The organism is Streptomyces luteolus (assembly GCF_029968015.1).
GTDB lineage: Bacteria > Actinomycetota > Actinomycetes > Streptomycetales > Streptomycetaceae > Streptomyces > Streptomyces luteolus.
This window is the reverse complement of sequence record NZ_JASCIS010000033.1, coordinates 23,947-38,391: the sequence shown is the minus strand read 5'-3', so window position 1 is coordinate 38,391 and position 14,445 is coordinate 23,947. Positions and strand designations below refer to the sequence as shown.

General features: G+C 69.6%; 11 protein-coding genes and 1 pseudogene. 3 read left to right on the top strand and 9 right to left on the bottom strand.

Annotated elements, in window-relative coordinates:
* Nucleotides 1-83: 83 nt before the first annotated feature.
* From QIT00_RS27135 to QIT00_RS27105, 7 genes are read right to left on the bottom strand one after another with little or no spacing between them, the layout of a single operon-like run.
* Complete coding sequence (locus QIT00_RS27135) at nucleotides 84-1,013, bottom strand: VOC family protein (protein WP_282538046.1); 930 nt, start codon at nucleotides 1,011-1,013, stop codon at nucleotides 84-86.
* 41 nt (nucleotides 1,014-1,054) lie between these two features.
* A complete protein-coding gene (locus QIT00_RS27130; RefSeq protein WP_282538045.1) occupies nucleotides 1,055-2,239 on the bottom strand; it encodes an acyl-CoA dehydrogenase family protein in 1,185 nt (394 codons plus the stop codon).
* 38 nt (nucleotides 2,240-2,277) lie between these two features.
* Entirely contained in the window at nucleotides 2,278-3,315 is a 1,038-nt protein-coding gene (dmpG, locus tag QIT00_RS27125; RefSeq protein WP_282538044.1) for a 4-hydroxy-2-oxovalerate aldolase, read from the bottom strand.
* A gap of 20 nt (nucleotides 3,316-3,335) precedes the next feature.
* The gene (locus QIT00_RS27120) at nucleotides 3,336-4,259 is read right to left on the bottom strand and encodes an acetaldehyde dehydrogenase (acetylating) (protein ID WP_282538043.1); all 924 of its coding nucleotides are present in this window, start codon (nucleotides 4,257-4,259) and stop codon (nucleotides 3,336-3,338) included.
* Nucleotides 4,260-4,308: 49 nt separating this feature from the next.
* Nucleotides 4,309-5,358, bottom strand: coding sequence for a ferredoxin--NADP reductase (locus QIT00_RS27115; protein WP_282538042.1), 1,050 nt, complete (start codon nucleotides 5,356-5,358; stop codon nucleotides 4,309-4,311).
* Nucleotides 5,355-7,073, bottom strand: coding sequence for an FAD-binding protein (locus tag QIT00_RS27110; protein ID WP_282538041.1), 1,719 nt, complete (start codon nucleotides 7,071-7,073; stop codon nucleotides 5,355-5,357). The genes QIT00_RS27115 and QIT00_RS27110 overlap by 4 nt, the downstream gene beginning before the upstream one ends.
* Nucleotides 7,070-7,948 carry an alpha/beta fold hydrolase gene (locus tag QIT00_RS27105; protein WP_282538040.1) on the bottom strand — a complete coding sequence of 293 codons (879 nt, stop codon included), beginning with the start codon at nucleotides 7,946-7,948 and terminating at the stop codon, nucleotides 7,070-7,072. The genes QIT00_RS27110 and QIT00_RS27105 overlap by 4 nt, the downstream gene beginning before the upstream one ends.
* Before the next feature lie 300 nt (nucleotides 7,949-8,248).
* On the opposite strand from QIT00_RS27105, the gene QIT00_RS27100 reads away from it, so the two are divergent.
* Complete coding sequence (locus QIT00_RS27100; RefSeq protein WP_282538039.1) at nucleotides 8,249-8,818, top strand: flavin reductase family protein; 570 nt, start codon at nucleotides 8,249-8,251, stop codon at nucleotides 8,816-8,818.
* A gap of 54 nt (nucleotides 8,819-8,872) precedes the next feature.
* On the opposite strand, the gene QIT00_RS27095 is transcribed toward QIT00_RS27100, so the two are convergent.
* Nucleotides 8,873-9,742 carry an IclR family transcriptional regulator gene (locus tag QIT00_RS27095; RefSeq protein WP_282538038.1) on the bottom strand — a complete coding sequence of 290 codons (870 nt, stop codon included), beginning with the start codon at nucleotides 9,740-9,742 and terminating at the stop codon, nucleotides 8,873-8,875.
* A gap of 143 nt (nucleotides 9,743-9,885) precedes the next feature.
* On the opposite strand from QIT00_RS27095, the pseudogene QIT00_RS27090 reads away from it, so the two are divergent.
* Together QIT00_RS27090 and QIT00_RS27085 are read left to right on the top strand one after the other, a co-directional pair.
* Nucleotides 9,886-10,004: pseudogene (locus tag QIT00_RS27090) on the top strand (lactate utilization protein C); the annotation flags it as partial.
* 146 nt (nucleotides 10,005-10,150) lie between these two features.
* A complete protein-coding gene (locus QIT00_RS27085) occupies nucleotides 10,151-10,939 on the top strand; it encodes an SDR family NAD(P)-dependent oxidoreductase (protein WP_282538037.1) in 789 nt (262 codons plus the stop codon).
* Between the two features lie 166 nt (nucleotides 10,940-11,105).
* Here QIT00_RS27085 and QIT00_RS27080 read toward each other — a convergent pair whose 3' ends face one another.
* Nucleotides 11,106-14,099, bottom strand: coding sequence for a beta-galactosidase (locus QIT00_RS27080; protein ID WP_282538036.1), 2,994 nt, complete (start codon nucleotides 14,097-14,099; stop codon nucleotides 11,106-11,108).
* Nucleotides 14,100-14,445: the final 346 nt, after the last annotated feature.

The following is a 14,445-nucleotide window of genomic DNA, read 5'->3' as shown; positions in this document are numbered from 1 at the left end:
GGTCTCGGCGTCGTACCGGATGCGATTCCGCGCGGACCTGCGGAACGGGCCGCGCGGTCCGCACACCTTGCTCCGGCCGGTTCTCACGCCTTCGCGCCGGGCGGGGTGAAGGCCGCGAGCGGCTCGGAGCCCGACCAGTCGTGACCCCAGTAGCTGTCCGCGGTGATCTCTTCCGCCGTGTAGTGCGTCTCGTCGACGAGCATGCCCTCGCAGCCGTACTCCAGGTCCCAGCCGCCGGGCGCCCGCACATAGAACGACACCATCTTGTCGTTGGTGTGCCGGCCCAGGGTCGAGGAGAGAGGGAAGCCGAGCCGCCCCACGTTGTCGAGGGCCCGGCCCACCGCGTCCAGGGTGTCCACCTCGACCATCAGGTGGACGAGGCCCGGTGCCTCGCCGTGCGGCGCGGGGCAGACCGCGAGGCTGTGGTGGCGCTGGTTGACGCCCATGAAACGGACCCGGCGCGGCGGGGCGTCAGGGTCCTGCTTGCTGATCTTGACGGCGCCGCGCGGCAGGAAGCCGAGCACCTCGGTGTAGAAGGAGACGGTCTCCTCCATGCGTGTGGTGGGCAGCACGACATGGCCCATTCCCTGGGGTCCGGTGACGAAGTCCTGGCCGAGCCCGGTGATCACCGGACTGTGGTCGAGCTCAGGTCCGAAGAACACCTCGACCGGGACACCCGCCGGGTCATCGAAGGTGAGGGCGCACTCCACTCCCCGGGCATCCGTCTCTGCCCCGGAAAGCTCCTTGACCGCCGTACCCGAGGCCTCAACGGCGCGGCCGACCGCCGCGAGCGCGAACTGGTCGCGTACCTCCCAGCCGACGGCGACGACCCGGTCGGTGTCCCCGGGCAGGACGACGAGCCGGGCCCGGCGTTCGTCCATGCGCAGGTGCAGAGCGTCCGCCGCGGGTCCCGAGCCTTCGGCGAAGCCGAGGGCGTCGACGGTGAGTTCGCGCCAGCGGCCGATGTCGCGGCTCTGGACCCGTAGATAGCCGAGTCCGCGGATCTGGGTCATGTGTTGCTCCTGTCTCGTGCGTTCTCGTCCATCGGAAAGTGCTAGATCATGGAGCGCATCGGGCCCTGCGGCGGCTCGACGCCGAGCTCGGTCAGGGCCGACGCGTGGAAGACGGCCCCGGGCACGTGAATGGCGTGGGCGAGGCCGGTGTGCGCGTCGCGCCAGAAGCGCTGGATGGGGTTGTCCAGGCGCATCGCATTGCCGCCCGAGCGGGCGACGATCTCGTCGACGGCACGGACCGCCCGCCAGGCAGCCGCGGCCTGGGTGCGCCGGCCGACCGCGCGCCGCTCGAAGCTGACTTCCCGGCCGGCCGCCACCATGTCGTACAACTCGCAGATGTTGCTCAGGAGTGCGGCCCGGGACGCGGCGATCTCCGCCGACGCGTCGCTGACCGCGCACAGGACGTAGGGGTCGTCCCTGACCGCCCGGCCGGTGATCTGGACTCGGTCGCGCTGGTAGGCGAGGTGGTGGGCGAGGGCGCCTTCACAGATGCCGATGACGGCGGCGGTGATGCCCAGTGGGAAGGCCGCGGAGAACGGCAGCCAGTAGGCGGGGTTGGCCAGACCGGCCTCCTTCGCGAGGCTGCCGTCGACGACCTTGGCGTACTCGATGACGCGGTACGCGGGCACGAAGGCGTCGCGGACGATCACGTCCTTGCTGCCGGTGCCTCGCAGGCCGACCACGTTCCACGAGTCCTCGACGATCTCGTAGTCGGCGCGCGGCAGGATGACGTGCACGGACCGCGGTGGCGACAACCGCTCACCGTCGGCGTCGGCGAGGAAGCCGCCGAGGAAGATCCAGTCGCAGTGATCGGTGCCGGAGGAGAACTGCCAGCGGCCGTTGAACACGTAGCCGTCGTCGACGGGCTTGAGCACGCCCATCGGCGCGTAGGGGGAGGCGATCCAGGTGTCCTGGTCCTCGCCCCAGACCTCCTGCTGCACCCGCGGGTCGGCCATCGCCATCTCCCACGGGTGCACGCCGACCACGCCGGTGACCCAGCCGGTGGCGCCGTCACACGCGGCGATCCGCATGACGGTCTCGGCGAACTCCCGCGGATGCAGTTCAAGGCCGCCGTGCTTCTTCGGCTGAAGCATGCGGATCGCGCCGGTGTCCCGAAGGATCTCGGCCGCCTGGTCGTCCAGCTTGCCGAGGGCCTCGTTGGCCGGGCCGAGCGCGCGGATCTCGTCGGCCCGCGCGAGGACGGCATCAAGCGCCGGATTGGACATGTGTGTTCTCACTTCCGTGACGAGGTCGGCTGCCGCGACTAGGACTTCCGGGACGAGGACTTCGCGGCGAGAGCGACGGCGATCTCGATCAGCTGGTCCTCCTGGCCGCCGACGAGCTCGCGGCGGCCGGCCTCCAGGAGGATCTCGGCGCCGGAGACCCCGTACTTCGCCGCCTGCCGGTCGGCGTGCTTGAGGAAGCTGGAGTAGACGCCGGCGTAGCCCATGGTCAGCGACATGCGGTCGAGCAGGCATTCACCGTCCATGACGGGCCGTACGACGTCCTCGGCCGCGTCGATGATCTTCAGTACGTCGATGCCGGTACGGATGCCAAGCTTCTCGGCGACCGCGGCGAAGGCCTCGACAGGGGTGTTGCCGGCACCCGCGCCGAAGCGGCGGGTCGAGCCGTCGATCTGCTGGGCGCCCGCGCGCACGGCGAGCACCGAGTTGGCGACGCCGAGGCCGAGGTTCTCGTGGCCGTGGAAGCCGACCTGCGCGTCGTCGCCGAGCTCCGCGACGAGCGCCGCGATCCGGTCGCTGGTCTGCTCCATCACCAGGGCGCCCGCCGAGTCGACGACGTAGACGCACTGGCATCCGGCGTCGGCCATGATCCGTGCCTGGGCGGCGAGCACCTCGGGCGGCCTGCTGTGCGACATCATGAGGAACCCGACGGTCTCCAGGCCGAGTTCGCGGGCGAGCCCAAAGTGCTGGACGGCGATATCGGCCTCGGTGCAGTGGGTGGCGATGCGGCAGACCGATGCGCCGTTGTCCGCGGCCTCGCGGATGTCGTCCTGCAGGCCGAGGCCGGGCAGCATCAGAAACGCGATCTTGGCTCGGCGGGCCGTTTCCACGGCCGCCTTGATGAGTTCCTGTTCCGGGGTGTGGCTGAAGCCGTAGTTGAAGGACGATCCGCCGAGTCCGTCGCCGTGCGTCACCTCGATGACGGGCACCCCGGCCGCGTCGAGCGCCGCGACCATGGACGTGACGTGTTCGACGGTGAACCGGTGCTGCTTGGCATGCGATCCGTCCCTGAGGGACGAGTCGGTGACGCGGATGTCCAGGTCGGAGCTGTAGGGCATAGCTGATGAACTCCTTGGGTTCAGGACGCTGCGCGCCGGGAGACGATCCGCTCGGCGAAGCCCTCGCCGACCTCGGTGGCGGCGGCGGTCATGATGTCGAGGTTTCCTGAGTACGGCGGCAGGAAGTCCCCCGCGCCTTCGACCTCGACGAAGACGGCGACCCGGGCGAGCGAGCCGCTCACCGCGGTCGGCTCGTCGAACTGCGGCTCGGCGCGCAGCCGGTAGCCGGGCACGTACGAGGCGACCCGCTCGACGGTCGCGCGCACCGATGCGGTGATCGCCGCCCGGTCGGCGTCGGCGGCGATCGCGCAGAACACCGTGTCCTGCATCATCATCGGGGGTTCGGCGGGATTGAGGATGATGATGGCCTTGCCGCGGGGCGCGCCGCCGATGGTCTCGATGCCCCGGCTCGTGGTGAGCGTGAACTCGTCGATGTTGGCCCGGGTGCCGGGCCCCGCGGACGGGGAGGCGACGCTGGCCACGATCTCCGCGTACGCCACTTCGGTGACCCGCGAGACGGCGTGCACGACGGGGATCGTGGCCTGCCCCCCGCAGGTGATGAGGCTGACGTTGGGCGCGTCCAGGTGCTCGCCCAGGTTGACGGCGGGCACCACCGCGGGGCCAAGCGCGGCGGGGGTCAAGTCGACGGCCTGGATGCCGAGTTCCGCGTACTTGGGGGCGTTGGACCGGTGCACGTACGCCGATGTGGCCTCGAAGACCAGGTCGGGCTTCTCGTCCTGGGCGAGCAGCGGATCGACGCCTTCGGCGCAGGTGTGCAGCCCTTCCTCGGCCGCCCGTTTGAGGCCGGGGCTCTGCGGGTCGACTCCGATCATCCAGCGGGGTTCGATCGTCTCGGACCTCAGGAGTTTGTACATCAGGTCGGTTCCGATGTTCCCGGAGCCGACGATCGCGGCGGTCGCCTTGGTCACTGTTTCCAACCTCATCCGAATCTTGGGGTGTGCGCGGGGCGAAGGCCCACTGGCACGCGTCGGGTCAGCCGTCGTAGGTGATACGGAGCCGGTCGCTGACCGGGAGCGCCTGGCAGGCGAGCAGCAGCCCGTCGGCGAGGTCGGCGGCGTCGAGGACCTCGTTGCGCGCCATCGCCGCCTCACCCTCGACGACCACACAGGCACAGGCGCTGCAGTTGCCCTCGCGGCAGGAGTAGGGGGCGTCGAGGCCCGCGGCGAGCAGGACGTCGAGGAGCCGGCTCTCCCGTGGCCAGGCCAACGACCTTGTGTCACCGTCGAGTTCGACCTCGACGGTGCCTGCCGGACCGCCGGACTCCCCCTCCGGCTCCGGCGCGGACTCCGGCGCCGTGAAGGGGTCGGACGTCAGGGACGTGAACCGTTCGAGGGTCATGCGGTCCGCTGGGAGTCCGACCCGGGTGAGCGCCTCGGTGGTGAGTTCCATGAACGGTCCAGGACCGCAGACGAAGGCCCGGTGCCCTGCGTACGGCCGGGTGAGCGCCTGAATCGCCGTACGGGTGGGCAGGCCCTGGACGGACTCCAGCCAGTGCACGATGGTGAGCCGCTCCCCGTACTCCCGGCACAGGGCGGCGAGTTCATCGCGGAAGATAACCGACTGTTCGTCGCGGTTCGCGTAGAGGAGGGTGACGGAGCCGGTCCCGGCGTGCAGGCAGGAGGAGAGGATGGACATCACGGGCGTGATGCCGCTGCCCGCCGCACACAGGAGCAGGTCCTCGTCGAGCGAGTCAGGGGTGAACGTGCCTGCGGGGCGCAGGACTTCGAGGACATCGCCCTCGGTGACCCGGTCGCAGATCCAGTTCGACCCGTAGCCGTCCGCGGTGCGTTTGACCGTGACCTTCAGGTGGTCGTCACGCATCGGGGAGCTGCACAGGGAGTAGCAGCGCGCCACAGATCCGCCCTCGCGCTCCGAAGGCACCCGGACGGTGAGGAACTGGCCGGGCTTGTAACGGAACTTGTCGGCGCTGCCGTCCGCGGGTTCGAGGACCAGCGAGTGGGCGTCGGCGGTCTCCTTGACGACCTTGACGACACGGACCGTGAGCGGAGTGCGGGATGTCATGACGCCTCCCCCGCAGCCTCTCCCGTCGGCGTCACCACCGCGTCGTGGCCGGTCTCCGACCCGGCATGCCGGGCGGCGAGGTAGCCGAAGACGATCGAGGGGCCGATGGTTGCGCCGGGTCCCGCGTACTCGCCGCCCATCACGGGCGCCGAGGTGTTGCCGGTGGCGTACAGGCCCTGGATGGGGGAACCGTCCTCGCGTAGCACCCTGCTGTGCTCGTCGCAGACAAGGCCGCCCTTGGTGCCCAGGTCACCGACCTCGATACGGATCGCGTAGTAGGGCGCCTTGTCGATCTCGTCCAGGTTGGGGTTCTTGAGGGTCGGGTCGCCGTAGTAGCGGTCGTAGGCGCTGTCGCCGCGGCCGAACTCGGTGTCCTCGCCGGTGCGGGCGAAGCCGTTGAAGCGCTCGACGGTCTCGGCCAGGGTCTCTGCGGGCACCCCGATCTTCTCGGCGAGTTCAGCGACGGTGTCCGCCCGGTGGACCGTGCCGTTCGCGTAGAACGCCTTGGGGAAAGGCAGGCCCGGCAGGATCTGGGCGAACGGGTAGCGCGCCCGCGCCTTGGCGTCCATCACGAACCAGGCGGGTACGTGGCCGCCTTCGAGCTGGTCGTGGACGAAGTTCACATACGGCGACGACTCGTTGGTGAAGCGCCGGCCCGCGGCGTTGACGATCACCGACGGCGGGATGCACCGCTCGGAGACCAGCGGGATCGTCGCGCCCGCGGGGTGGTGCACGGACGGCATCCACCAGGCGTCGTCCATGAAGTCCAGGGCCGCACCCACGGCCTGACCGGCGACGATGCCGTCCCCTACGTTCTCGACGGCGCCCGCGCTGTGGATGGCGCGCCCACCGTCCGGCAGATACTTCGCACGCATCTCCCGGTTGTGGTCGAATCCGCCGGTCGCCAGGAGCACCCCGCGCCGGGCCCTGATGCGGATCTCCCGACCCTCGTGGGTGGCGACGATGCCGGTGACAGCGTTCGTGTCGTCCACAACGAGGGACGACATGGGCGTACGCAGACGGAGCGGGACACCGGCGTCCTTGAGCGCCATCCGCAGCCGCGCCACCAGGGCCCGGCCACCGGTCGCCATGTGGCGGCGACGCACCACATTGGACGACACCCGCCAGGCGGCCACCACCGAGGCCCACCGTCCGCGCCAGGTGCGCTTGGCCATGGCGAGATCCCGGTAGTCCTTGGCCGTGATCCAGAGGCCGAGAGGGCCCTTGAGGCTGTTGGGCCGCTGGAACCGCTCGTCGGGGCCCAGCTTGCGGGTGTCGAAGGGCAGCGCCTCGATGGACCGTCCGAGCGGCCGGCCACCGTCGTACTCGGGGTGGTAGTCGGCGTATCCCTTGACCCAGAAGAAGCGCATCCACCGGCTCTCGCCGAGGAGTTCCATGGCGGCCGGGCCGTGGTCCACGTAGGCGTCGAGGCGGGCGGCGGGAACGCGGCCCTCGGTGAGGCGGTCGAGATAGCGCCGCACGGAATCACGGCTGTCGTCGTGCCCCTTGGCGCGCAGGGTGGGGTTGTTGGGGACCCAGATGCCACCGCCGGAGATGCCGGTCGAGCCGCCGAACTTCCGCCCCTTCTCCACCACAACGGCCGACAGGCCGCTGTCCGCGGCGGTGAGCGCCGCCGCCATGCCGCCGCCACCGCTGCCGACGATGACGAAGTCGTACTCCTCGTCCCAGGCGGTGTCTCCGCCGCGGGCGCTCACGCGGCGTCCTTGGTCGCGTCCTCGCGGGTCAGGAAGGCGAGGACCGCGCTCTCCCAGGCCGCCTTCTGCTCGATCATCACCCAGTGGCCGCAGTCCGGGAACACATGCAACTCCCCGTCGGGGATGGTCCGCATGGGCAGGATCGACATGTCGACCGGGCTGACACGGTCGTCCCTGCCCCAGGTGAGCAGGGTCTTCGGCCTGAGCCGGTGCAGCATCGCCCAGTACGGCGGCTCGCCGGAGGCGGCCGCTGCGGCGGCGCGGGCGGCGAAGGCTTTCGAGCCGTACATCAGACGTGCCGAGGCGAGCGTTTCCGGGTCAGTGGCCTGAGCCCACCGTTCCTCGACGAGCTCGTCGGTGACCAGATCCTGGTCGTACACCATGGAGCGCAGCCAGCGCACCAGGCCTTCCCGCGTAGGGTTGTCGGTGAATTCGGTGAGCAGCCTGATGCCTTCACCCGGGCCGGGACTGTAGAAGTTGCGCCCGATGCCGCCGATGGTGACGAGCCGCCGCACACGATCGGGGTGGTCGAGGGCGAAACGGGTGCCGACTATGCCGCCCATGGAGTTGCCGATCACGTCGACCTGCTGGAGCCCGAGGCCGTCGAGGAAGCGGACGACGGAGTCGCCCGCGGTGGCCATGGGGTGGCCGTCGGCCGGGTCACTGACCCCGAAGCCGGGGAACTCCAGGACCAGACAGCGGAAGTGCGGCGCGAACGCGGCCAGGTTGTCACGGTAGTTGCGCCACCCTGTGACGCCTGGGCCGGAGCCGTGCAACAGCAGCAGAGGGGGGCCGTCACCCGCCTCGTGGTAGCGCAGCACCCCCTGGTCGGTCGCGAGTTCACGCCGTGTGGAGTCGTGGCTCAGCTCCGTCATCATTCCTGCCCTCGGTTGACCCGTGATCGGCTTCTGCGGTCCGGCGACCGTTCCTGGTCCTGGTACGCGACGCACGCGGCCGGTTCCCGGACGGTAGCCAGTGCGATCGGGCGCGAACCGTCGGCGTCTCGGTCAGCGGGATGCCACGGGAGCGAGGGCATCCGGGCTCGGGAAAACGGCGCGCCCGGGCGGGAGTTCCACTCATCGGGAACGCACTCCGGCCGCCGAGAGGGCTGTCCTACGTTCAGCCCGTGCCCGTACCGGGGCACCTTGCCGCACCGGACCCGTCGAGGTGAAGCGATGACCGCCAAGTCCCTGACCCCACCCGTGGTTCCCGAGAGTTCGGCCCCCACGCCACAGCGGATGCGGCAGGCCCTCGGGGCCTTCGCGACCGGCGTCACGGTCGTCACGGGTCTCGCGCCGGACGGCGAGCCGGTGGGGTTCGCCTGCCAGTCGTTCGCGTCCGTCTCCCTCACGCCGCCCCTCGTGCTGTTCTGCGCCGACCATCGGGGGCGCGCGTGGCCGAGGATCAGGGAGTCAGGGCGTTTCACAGTGAACGTCCTCGGTGCGGAACAGTCGGATCTCTGCGGCAGGTTCGGCTCCGGCAAGGGCCTGAAGTACGAGGGGCTCGACTGGGAGCTGTCCCCCTGGGGGACGCCGTCCTTGCCCGGGGTCCTCACCCGGATCCACGCCGAAGTCCATGACGTACGGGGCGCGGGCGACCACGACGTGGTGACCGGCCGGGTGCTTGGCCTGGAGCCGGTGGCCGACGGCCGTCCCATGGTCTTCTTCCGGGGCGGCTTCGACGTCGCGAGCCCGGGGGTGGCGGCGGCCCCCGGTCCCTGGGGCTGGGGCGATCGTTGGGGGTGACCCCGCACGGCTGCAGAGCCGTGAAGGGCTACCTGCCGTCCACGTGACGCCGCGTCACTGCCAGTCGCCGTACTGCCCGACGGCGAGCAGCCGGTCCATCGTCTGCGGCGACCAGGTTTCCTCCGGGGTGACCGCGGCCGCCCGGCGCGGCGTGCGGTCCGGCCCGTCCGGGGAAGGGAAGAGGTCGGCGGAGACTTGGCGCGCTCCGTCCGCAACGAGCTGGGCGACCTTTTCCAGCGGCGTGTCTGCGTCCCCGACGAGGGATATCGCGGCGACCGGACCTTCGGGGCCACGGATCGCGGTCGCCACGCAGGCGATGCCGGGGAAGCACTCGCCGCGCTCGAAGGCCAGGCCGCGGCGCTGCCGGATGCGGTTGAGCTCCTGGTGCAGGGTGCCGATGTCGGAAATGGTCCGCTGGGTCAGGCGGTTGATGGAGTCGCCCGCCCGCTGCTCCACCTCTTCCGGTTCGAGCCAGGCCAGCATCGCCTTGCCCAGAGCGGTGCAGTGGGCCGGGGCGCGGCCGCCGACACGGGAGGGCACCGAGGAGGCGAAGCGGCCGCCCACCTTGTCGAGGTAGTGGACTTCCGCACCGTCGAGCACGGCGAGGTGGACGACCAGGCCGGTGCGCATCTGCAGGTGGTGGAGCCGGGTGGCCGCTGCCTCCCGTATACGGCTTTGGGAACCGTCGCCACCGCCGAGGCCGAGCGCGCGTCGGCCGAGTCCGTAACCGAAGCCGTTGTGCTCCAGCCAGCGCAGCCGGACCAACTGATCGAGGATCCGATGAGCCGTTGAGCGGGGCAGGTGGGTGGTGCGGGCCACGTCCTCCAGGGACCGCCGGACGGTGCAGCCTTCGAACACGTCCATGATCAGCGTCATGCGCTCGACCATCGACGGGGGCAGCTCACGGCGGGCGGACAGGTCCATGGCGGGAACACCTTCGACAACCGTCACAGGGGGCCTCCAGTCAAAGACTGAAATGAATTCTCGTTTTCCGGAATGTAACAGCGCCCCTGAGAGCCCGGGAAGACCCCAACACCGGCCAACACCGAATCCGTCGCCCGGAGGCGAGCGCGGCGCGCAGCAGCTGTGCCGAAACCGGCCCGATCTTCCTGGACGTTGCACCCGACCAGGGCCCGGGCGCTCTGTCCCTCTTACGGACTTGCACGCCTGCCTGGTCGACCTCTCCTTCCACGGCCCGCGGCCCCTGCGCGTGGTGATCCTGACGGATACCTGAGCAACACCGCTGGCGTTCCGGAGACCGGGACCTCGCCGAGCACCGACCTTTGGCCCTCGGTAACGTGCGCAGAGGGCCGGAAAGCCAGGCCCGGCGCAGTGACGTACGACGACAACGAGCGAGGCACGCACATGGGTTCGCACGGCCTGGACAACAAGAGGGTCATCGTCACCGGCGGCGCCGCCGGTATCGGCGGAGCGGTCACGCGGCTGTTCGTGGAGCGCGGCGCCCGAGTTGTCGCGGTGGACCTTCAGGAGGAGGCCGGTCAGGCCCTGGTCCGCGACCTCGGCGGCTCCGTAGTGTTCCTGAGGGACGATGTGTCCGACCGGTCCGCGGCGGATGCGGCGGTCGCGGCGGCCGTGGAACGCTTCGGCGGGCTCGACGTCGTGGTCAACAACGCGAGCGTCTCCCGGCAACGGCGGTTCGAGGAGCAGACCGACGACGACTGGCACCTCGCCATGGACACCGGCCTCTACGCCACTCGGAACTTCATGCTCGCGGCCCTGCCCGAGCTGAAGCGGGCCGGCGGCGGCTCGGTGATCAACTTCGGCTCCGGGGCAGGCCTGGACGGCCAGCCGAACCAGGCGTCCTACGCGGCCGCCAAGGAGGCCATCCGTGGTCTCACTCGCGTCGTCGCCAACGAGTGGGCCGTGCACAACATCCGCGTCAACGTCGTCTGCCCGATGGCGAGGACCGCCGGGGTCGCGACCTGGGCAGATACCCACCCCGAGCAGTATGCCCAGTCCGCGGCGAAAGTCCCGCTCGGACGGTTCGGCGACCCGGACAAGGACGTCGCCCCGATCGTCGCCTTCCTCGCCAGTGACGACGCACGGTACATGACCGGCCAGACCGTCATGGCGGACGGTGGCGCGATCAAGCTCCGGTGAGTCCGGTGCAGACATTCCTCACGTCGCCGATGGTGGAGCGGTCACCGACAGGGCGCCCGGTCTGCTGTCCGAAGGCTCGATGATCGCCGTCGACGCGGAGGCCGCTGACCCGCCCCGGCGGTCCACAGGCCGGGGCGGGTGAGGAGATCGGATCAAGCAGCTCGGGTCACTGCCCGCGCGAGCGTTCGGCTCCGAGCAATTCCCGGTAGCCGGGCGACTCGTTCTGCCCGCCGGAGACCCCGCCGAGCACAGTGCCCCGGTCCACGAGCTCGACCGAGTCGGGCCCCACGCCGGTCTGCTCGGCAGTGATCGCCAGGGCAATCGTGTTCTTGCCGCGCTCCTTGAGGAACCCCGAGGGGATGACGAACTCCTGCTGCGGGCCGACATTGTTGACGTACTGGCCGGTGTTCCAGCCGTTCACGAAGATCTGCACCCGGTACTTGTCGGCGCGCGCACTGTTGTCGGCGATCCGCAGGCCGACCGCGGTGTCGGAACCCTCCGGAAGACGCAACTCGGTCTCCGTACGGAACCACCGCACGCCCGGCCGCTCGCTCTTGAGCGACTGTGTCGTACGCCAGGACGAGTCCGGAGCACCCGGAAGATGCCCGCCCTTGCGCTCGCCGTACAGGCCGCCGTTATTGCAGATCCCGCGCACGGTGTCGGCCGGTTCGGGGCCGCCGGCCGCGCCCTGGATCCGCCACCGCACCTTGCCCGAACCGGGAACCGCCACGTCCGCGAGGCCACGTCCGGTCTTGGATCGGCCGTCGGACGACCAGTCTTCGTAGTGCCCCATGTTGCGCACCAGGACGGCGAGTACCGCGGGCTTGCCCGGCTCGGCGACACCGTCGGGCACCTTGTGGGTGGTGGTGCCGTCGCCCTGAGCCCCGAGGTAACGGCCATTCAGCCAGACCAGGGCATGCCCGGCCGTCCCTGTCTTGGCGGAGACCTTCACCGTGGTGCTCGCCTCTGCGGGGGTGTAGTGACCCCGGTACCAGGTGTCGCCCTCGTGGAAGCCGTACTCATCGGTGTCCAGGACTACCCCCGATGCCTCACCAGGACCGTGCTTGGGATTGTCTGCGGTGGTCCGGTCAGCCTTCTTCCAGCCGGAGTCGTCGAAGCCCGCGGCGTGCTCGGGGTCGGAGTCCGCGGTGCGCCAGCTGTCGATGCCGGGCATCGTCGGCTTCTGCGGACCGGGCAGGGTGGCGACGAGTGCGCCCGTGTCATCGCGGCTCGCGTCGATACGCCGCCCGTTCCAGGTCAGGACGTCGACGTTCTTCGGGGCGAACACGCGCAGCGGTCCCGGCTTCCGGGTGTCTCCGGTGAGGTCGAGCTGCGCTCCGCTGAGGCGGGCGGTGCGGGCCAACTCCGGGCCGAGCACGAGGATGTCGCTGCGTCCAGCGTCCAGCTGCCAGGTGGTCGCCACCGCGTCGCGGTCGGTGATCAGGACCGTCAGCTCCTTGCCGCCTCCGGCGATCCGGAGCGTACGGGCATCGCCGTGCGTGTAGTTGAGCCGTAGGTCCTTGCGGTCAGCGTCCCAGGTGACATCGACGGGTGCGCCGTCCAACGTGGTGACCTTCGGCTTCGACGCGAAGCGCAGCACTGTCTCGCCCGTTTCGCCCTTCGTGCCGTCCAGGGCCAGGAGGTCGCCCCCGGCGTCCAGTTGTGTGAGCACCTGAGAGGTGGAGTAGACGAGGCGATGGGGTCCGAAGGCGTAGTCGGCGACCAGGGTCTTGGCGTCGCGACCCGCGATGCTGATCGCGGTGTTCTTCTGCTGTGGAATGCGCCGATACGCGGAGTTCTTGTCCTCACCTGATTCGTTGCCGCCGGCCGAGGCGGACGTGGCCGCCTTCGGAGGGTCGGCCAGGTCGAGCGGGAACGTCACCTGGCTGGTGGAGGTGTCATTGGAGTCCGGGTGCCGCAGCGTGATCAGTCGCATGCCGTTGCCCGATACGGAGGTGTCCTCGGCGTTCTCCGTGGACAGCCGCTGCTGGGCCTTGACGGGGCCACCGCCGGTGGACGTGATCGTGGGCGGGGTGACGTTCTGCGCGGAGGCTATGGGCTTCACCGCGTTCTGGAGGTAGCCGAACTCTTTGTGGACGGCGAGCTTGGGGGTGATGCGCCGGTCCTCGGAGATCGGTGCGCCGTAGTCGTAGGAGGTGAAGCCGGAGCCGGGGTCGCCGGTCCAGCCCCAGTTGGTGCCGCCGTACTCCATGTACGAGTTGAACATGGTCACGCCGTTGGCGAGGTTGTTCACCGCGAACTGGCGGGTGAAGGCCTCGTCGACGAACTTCGCGCACTCGCCGCTCTGGAAATCGCGGCCCCACGACGTAAACGCGCCGCCCTGCCCCTCGGCGATGAACACGGGCGTCTTCGGCGAGTAGCCACGGATACGGGACTCAAAGTCACTCAGCTTCCCCCGGGCTCCCTTGCAGTCAAATCCCAGCGGGTAGGTGTCGAAAGCGTAGAGGTCGAGCCGGGAACCACCGGGCCCTCCAGGCACGTTGTAGCCGTGGCCGTCACCCCAGTCGTTGTGGAAGAGCGGCACGTCAATCCCGTGCTCCTCGACTACGGCCTGCAACTTCTCAATGTACTCAACGTGCTTGGGCGCATTGTCGATCTGCTCGTTCTCGACCTGGTACGCGATGACGCTGCCGCCGCCGTCGGTGATCTGGTGCTTGCCGATGATGCGGTTGACCACCTTCAGCCACTCCAGGTCGGCCGCGAGATTCTGCGGGTCGGCCGTGCGCTCCTCACCGCCGTGGGTGGTCATGTAGGCCGGCAAGCCGCCCATGCTGGCCTCTGCGTTGATGTAGGGGCCAGGTCGGGCGATGACGTACAGCCCCTCTTCCTCAGCCATGGTGAGGAGCCTGTCGATATCGCGGATCCCGGAGAAGTCGTAGGAACCCGGCTTGCTCGAGTGGTAGCCCCAGAAGAAGTACAGCGATACGGCGTTGAAACCGGAGGCCTTCAACTTCTGCAGGACGTCCCGCCATTGGTCCGGACTGGGCAGCCGCCAGTAGTGGAACTCGCCGGACCACACGGTCAGTCGCTCACCGTCGATCTTGAGGGACTTGTCATCCCAGGTCACACGGTGCGGCTTCCCGTCGTTGCCCGGGAAAGCGAGGCTGCGGGCGGCCGCGGAGTCTGCGTTCTGAGTCACCGGCGGCGATTCCTCCGTGGCAGTGGTCCCGTTCAGCGGTGCGAGGGCCATGAGCGCCGGCGCCAGCACCAGCGCGAGGCAGGCCGATAGCCACCGGTGGGCCCATCTGGCCCGAGGGGACGAGCGGCCGCCATGGGAGCCGCGGATTCCTGATGACTGATGCATGCGTGGATTTCCTCCGATGACGCACGGTCAAGGAGCTGCTCTTGAGGGACAGACGCGACTGCACAAGGCCACACCATGGCCAGGACATGCCAAGGAGGCGTCGCGCTCAGCAACGTTGGCCAGAGTAAAGGCAAGCCGAACAGAGGTCTAGACCCCAGACGTCTTATGTCTTCCCCTGCCA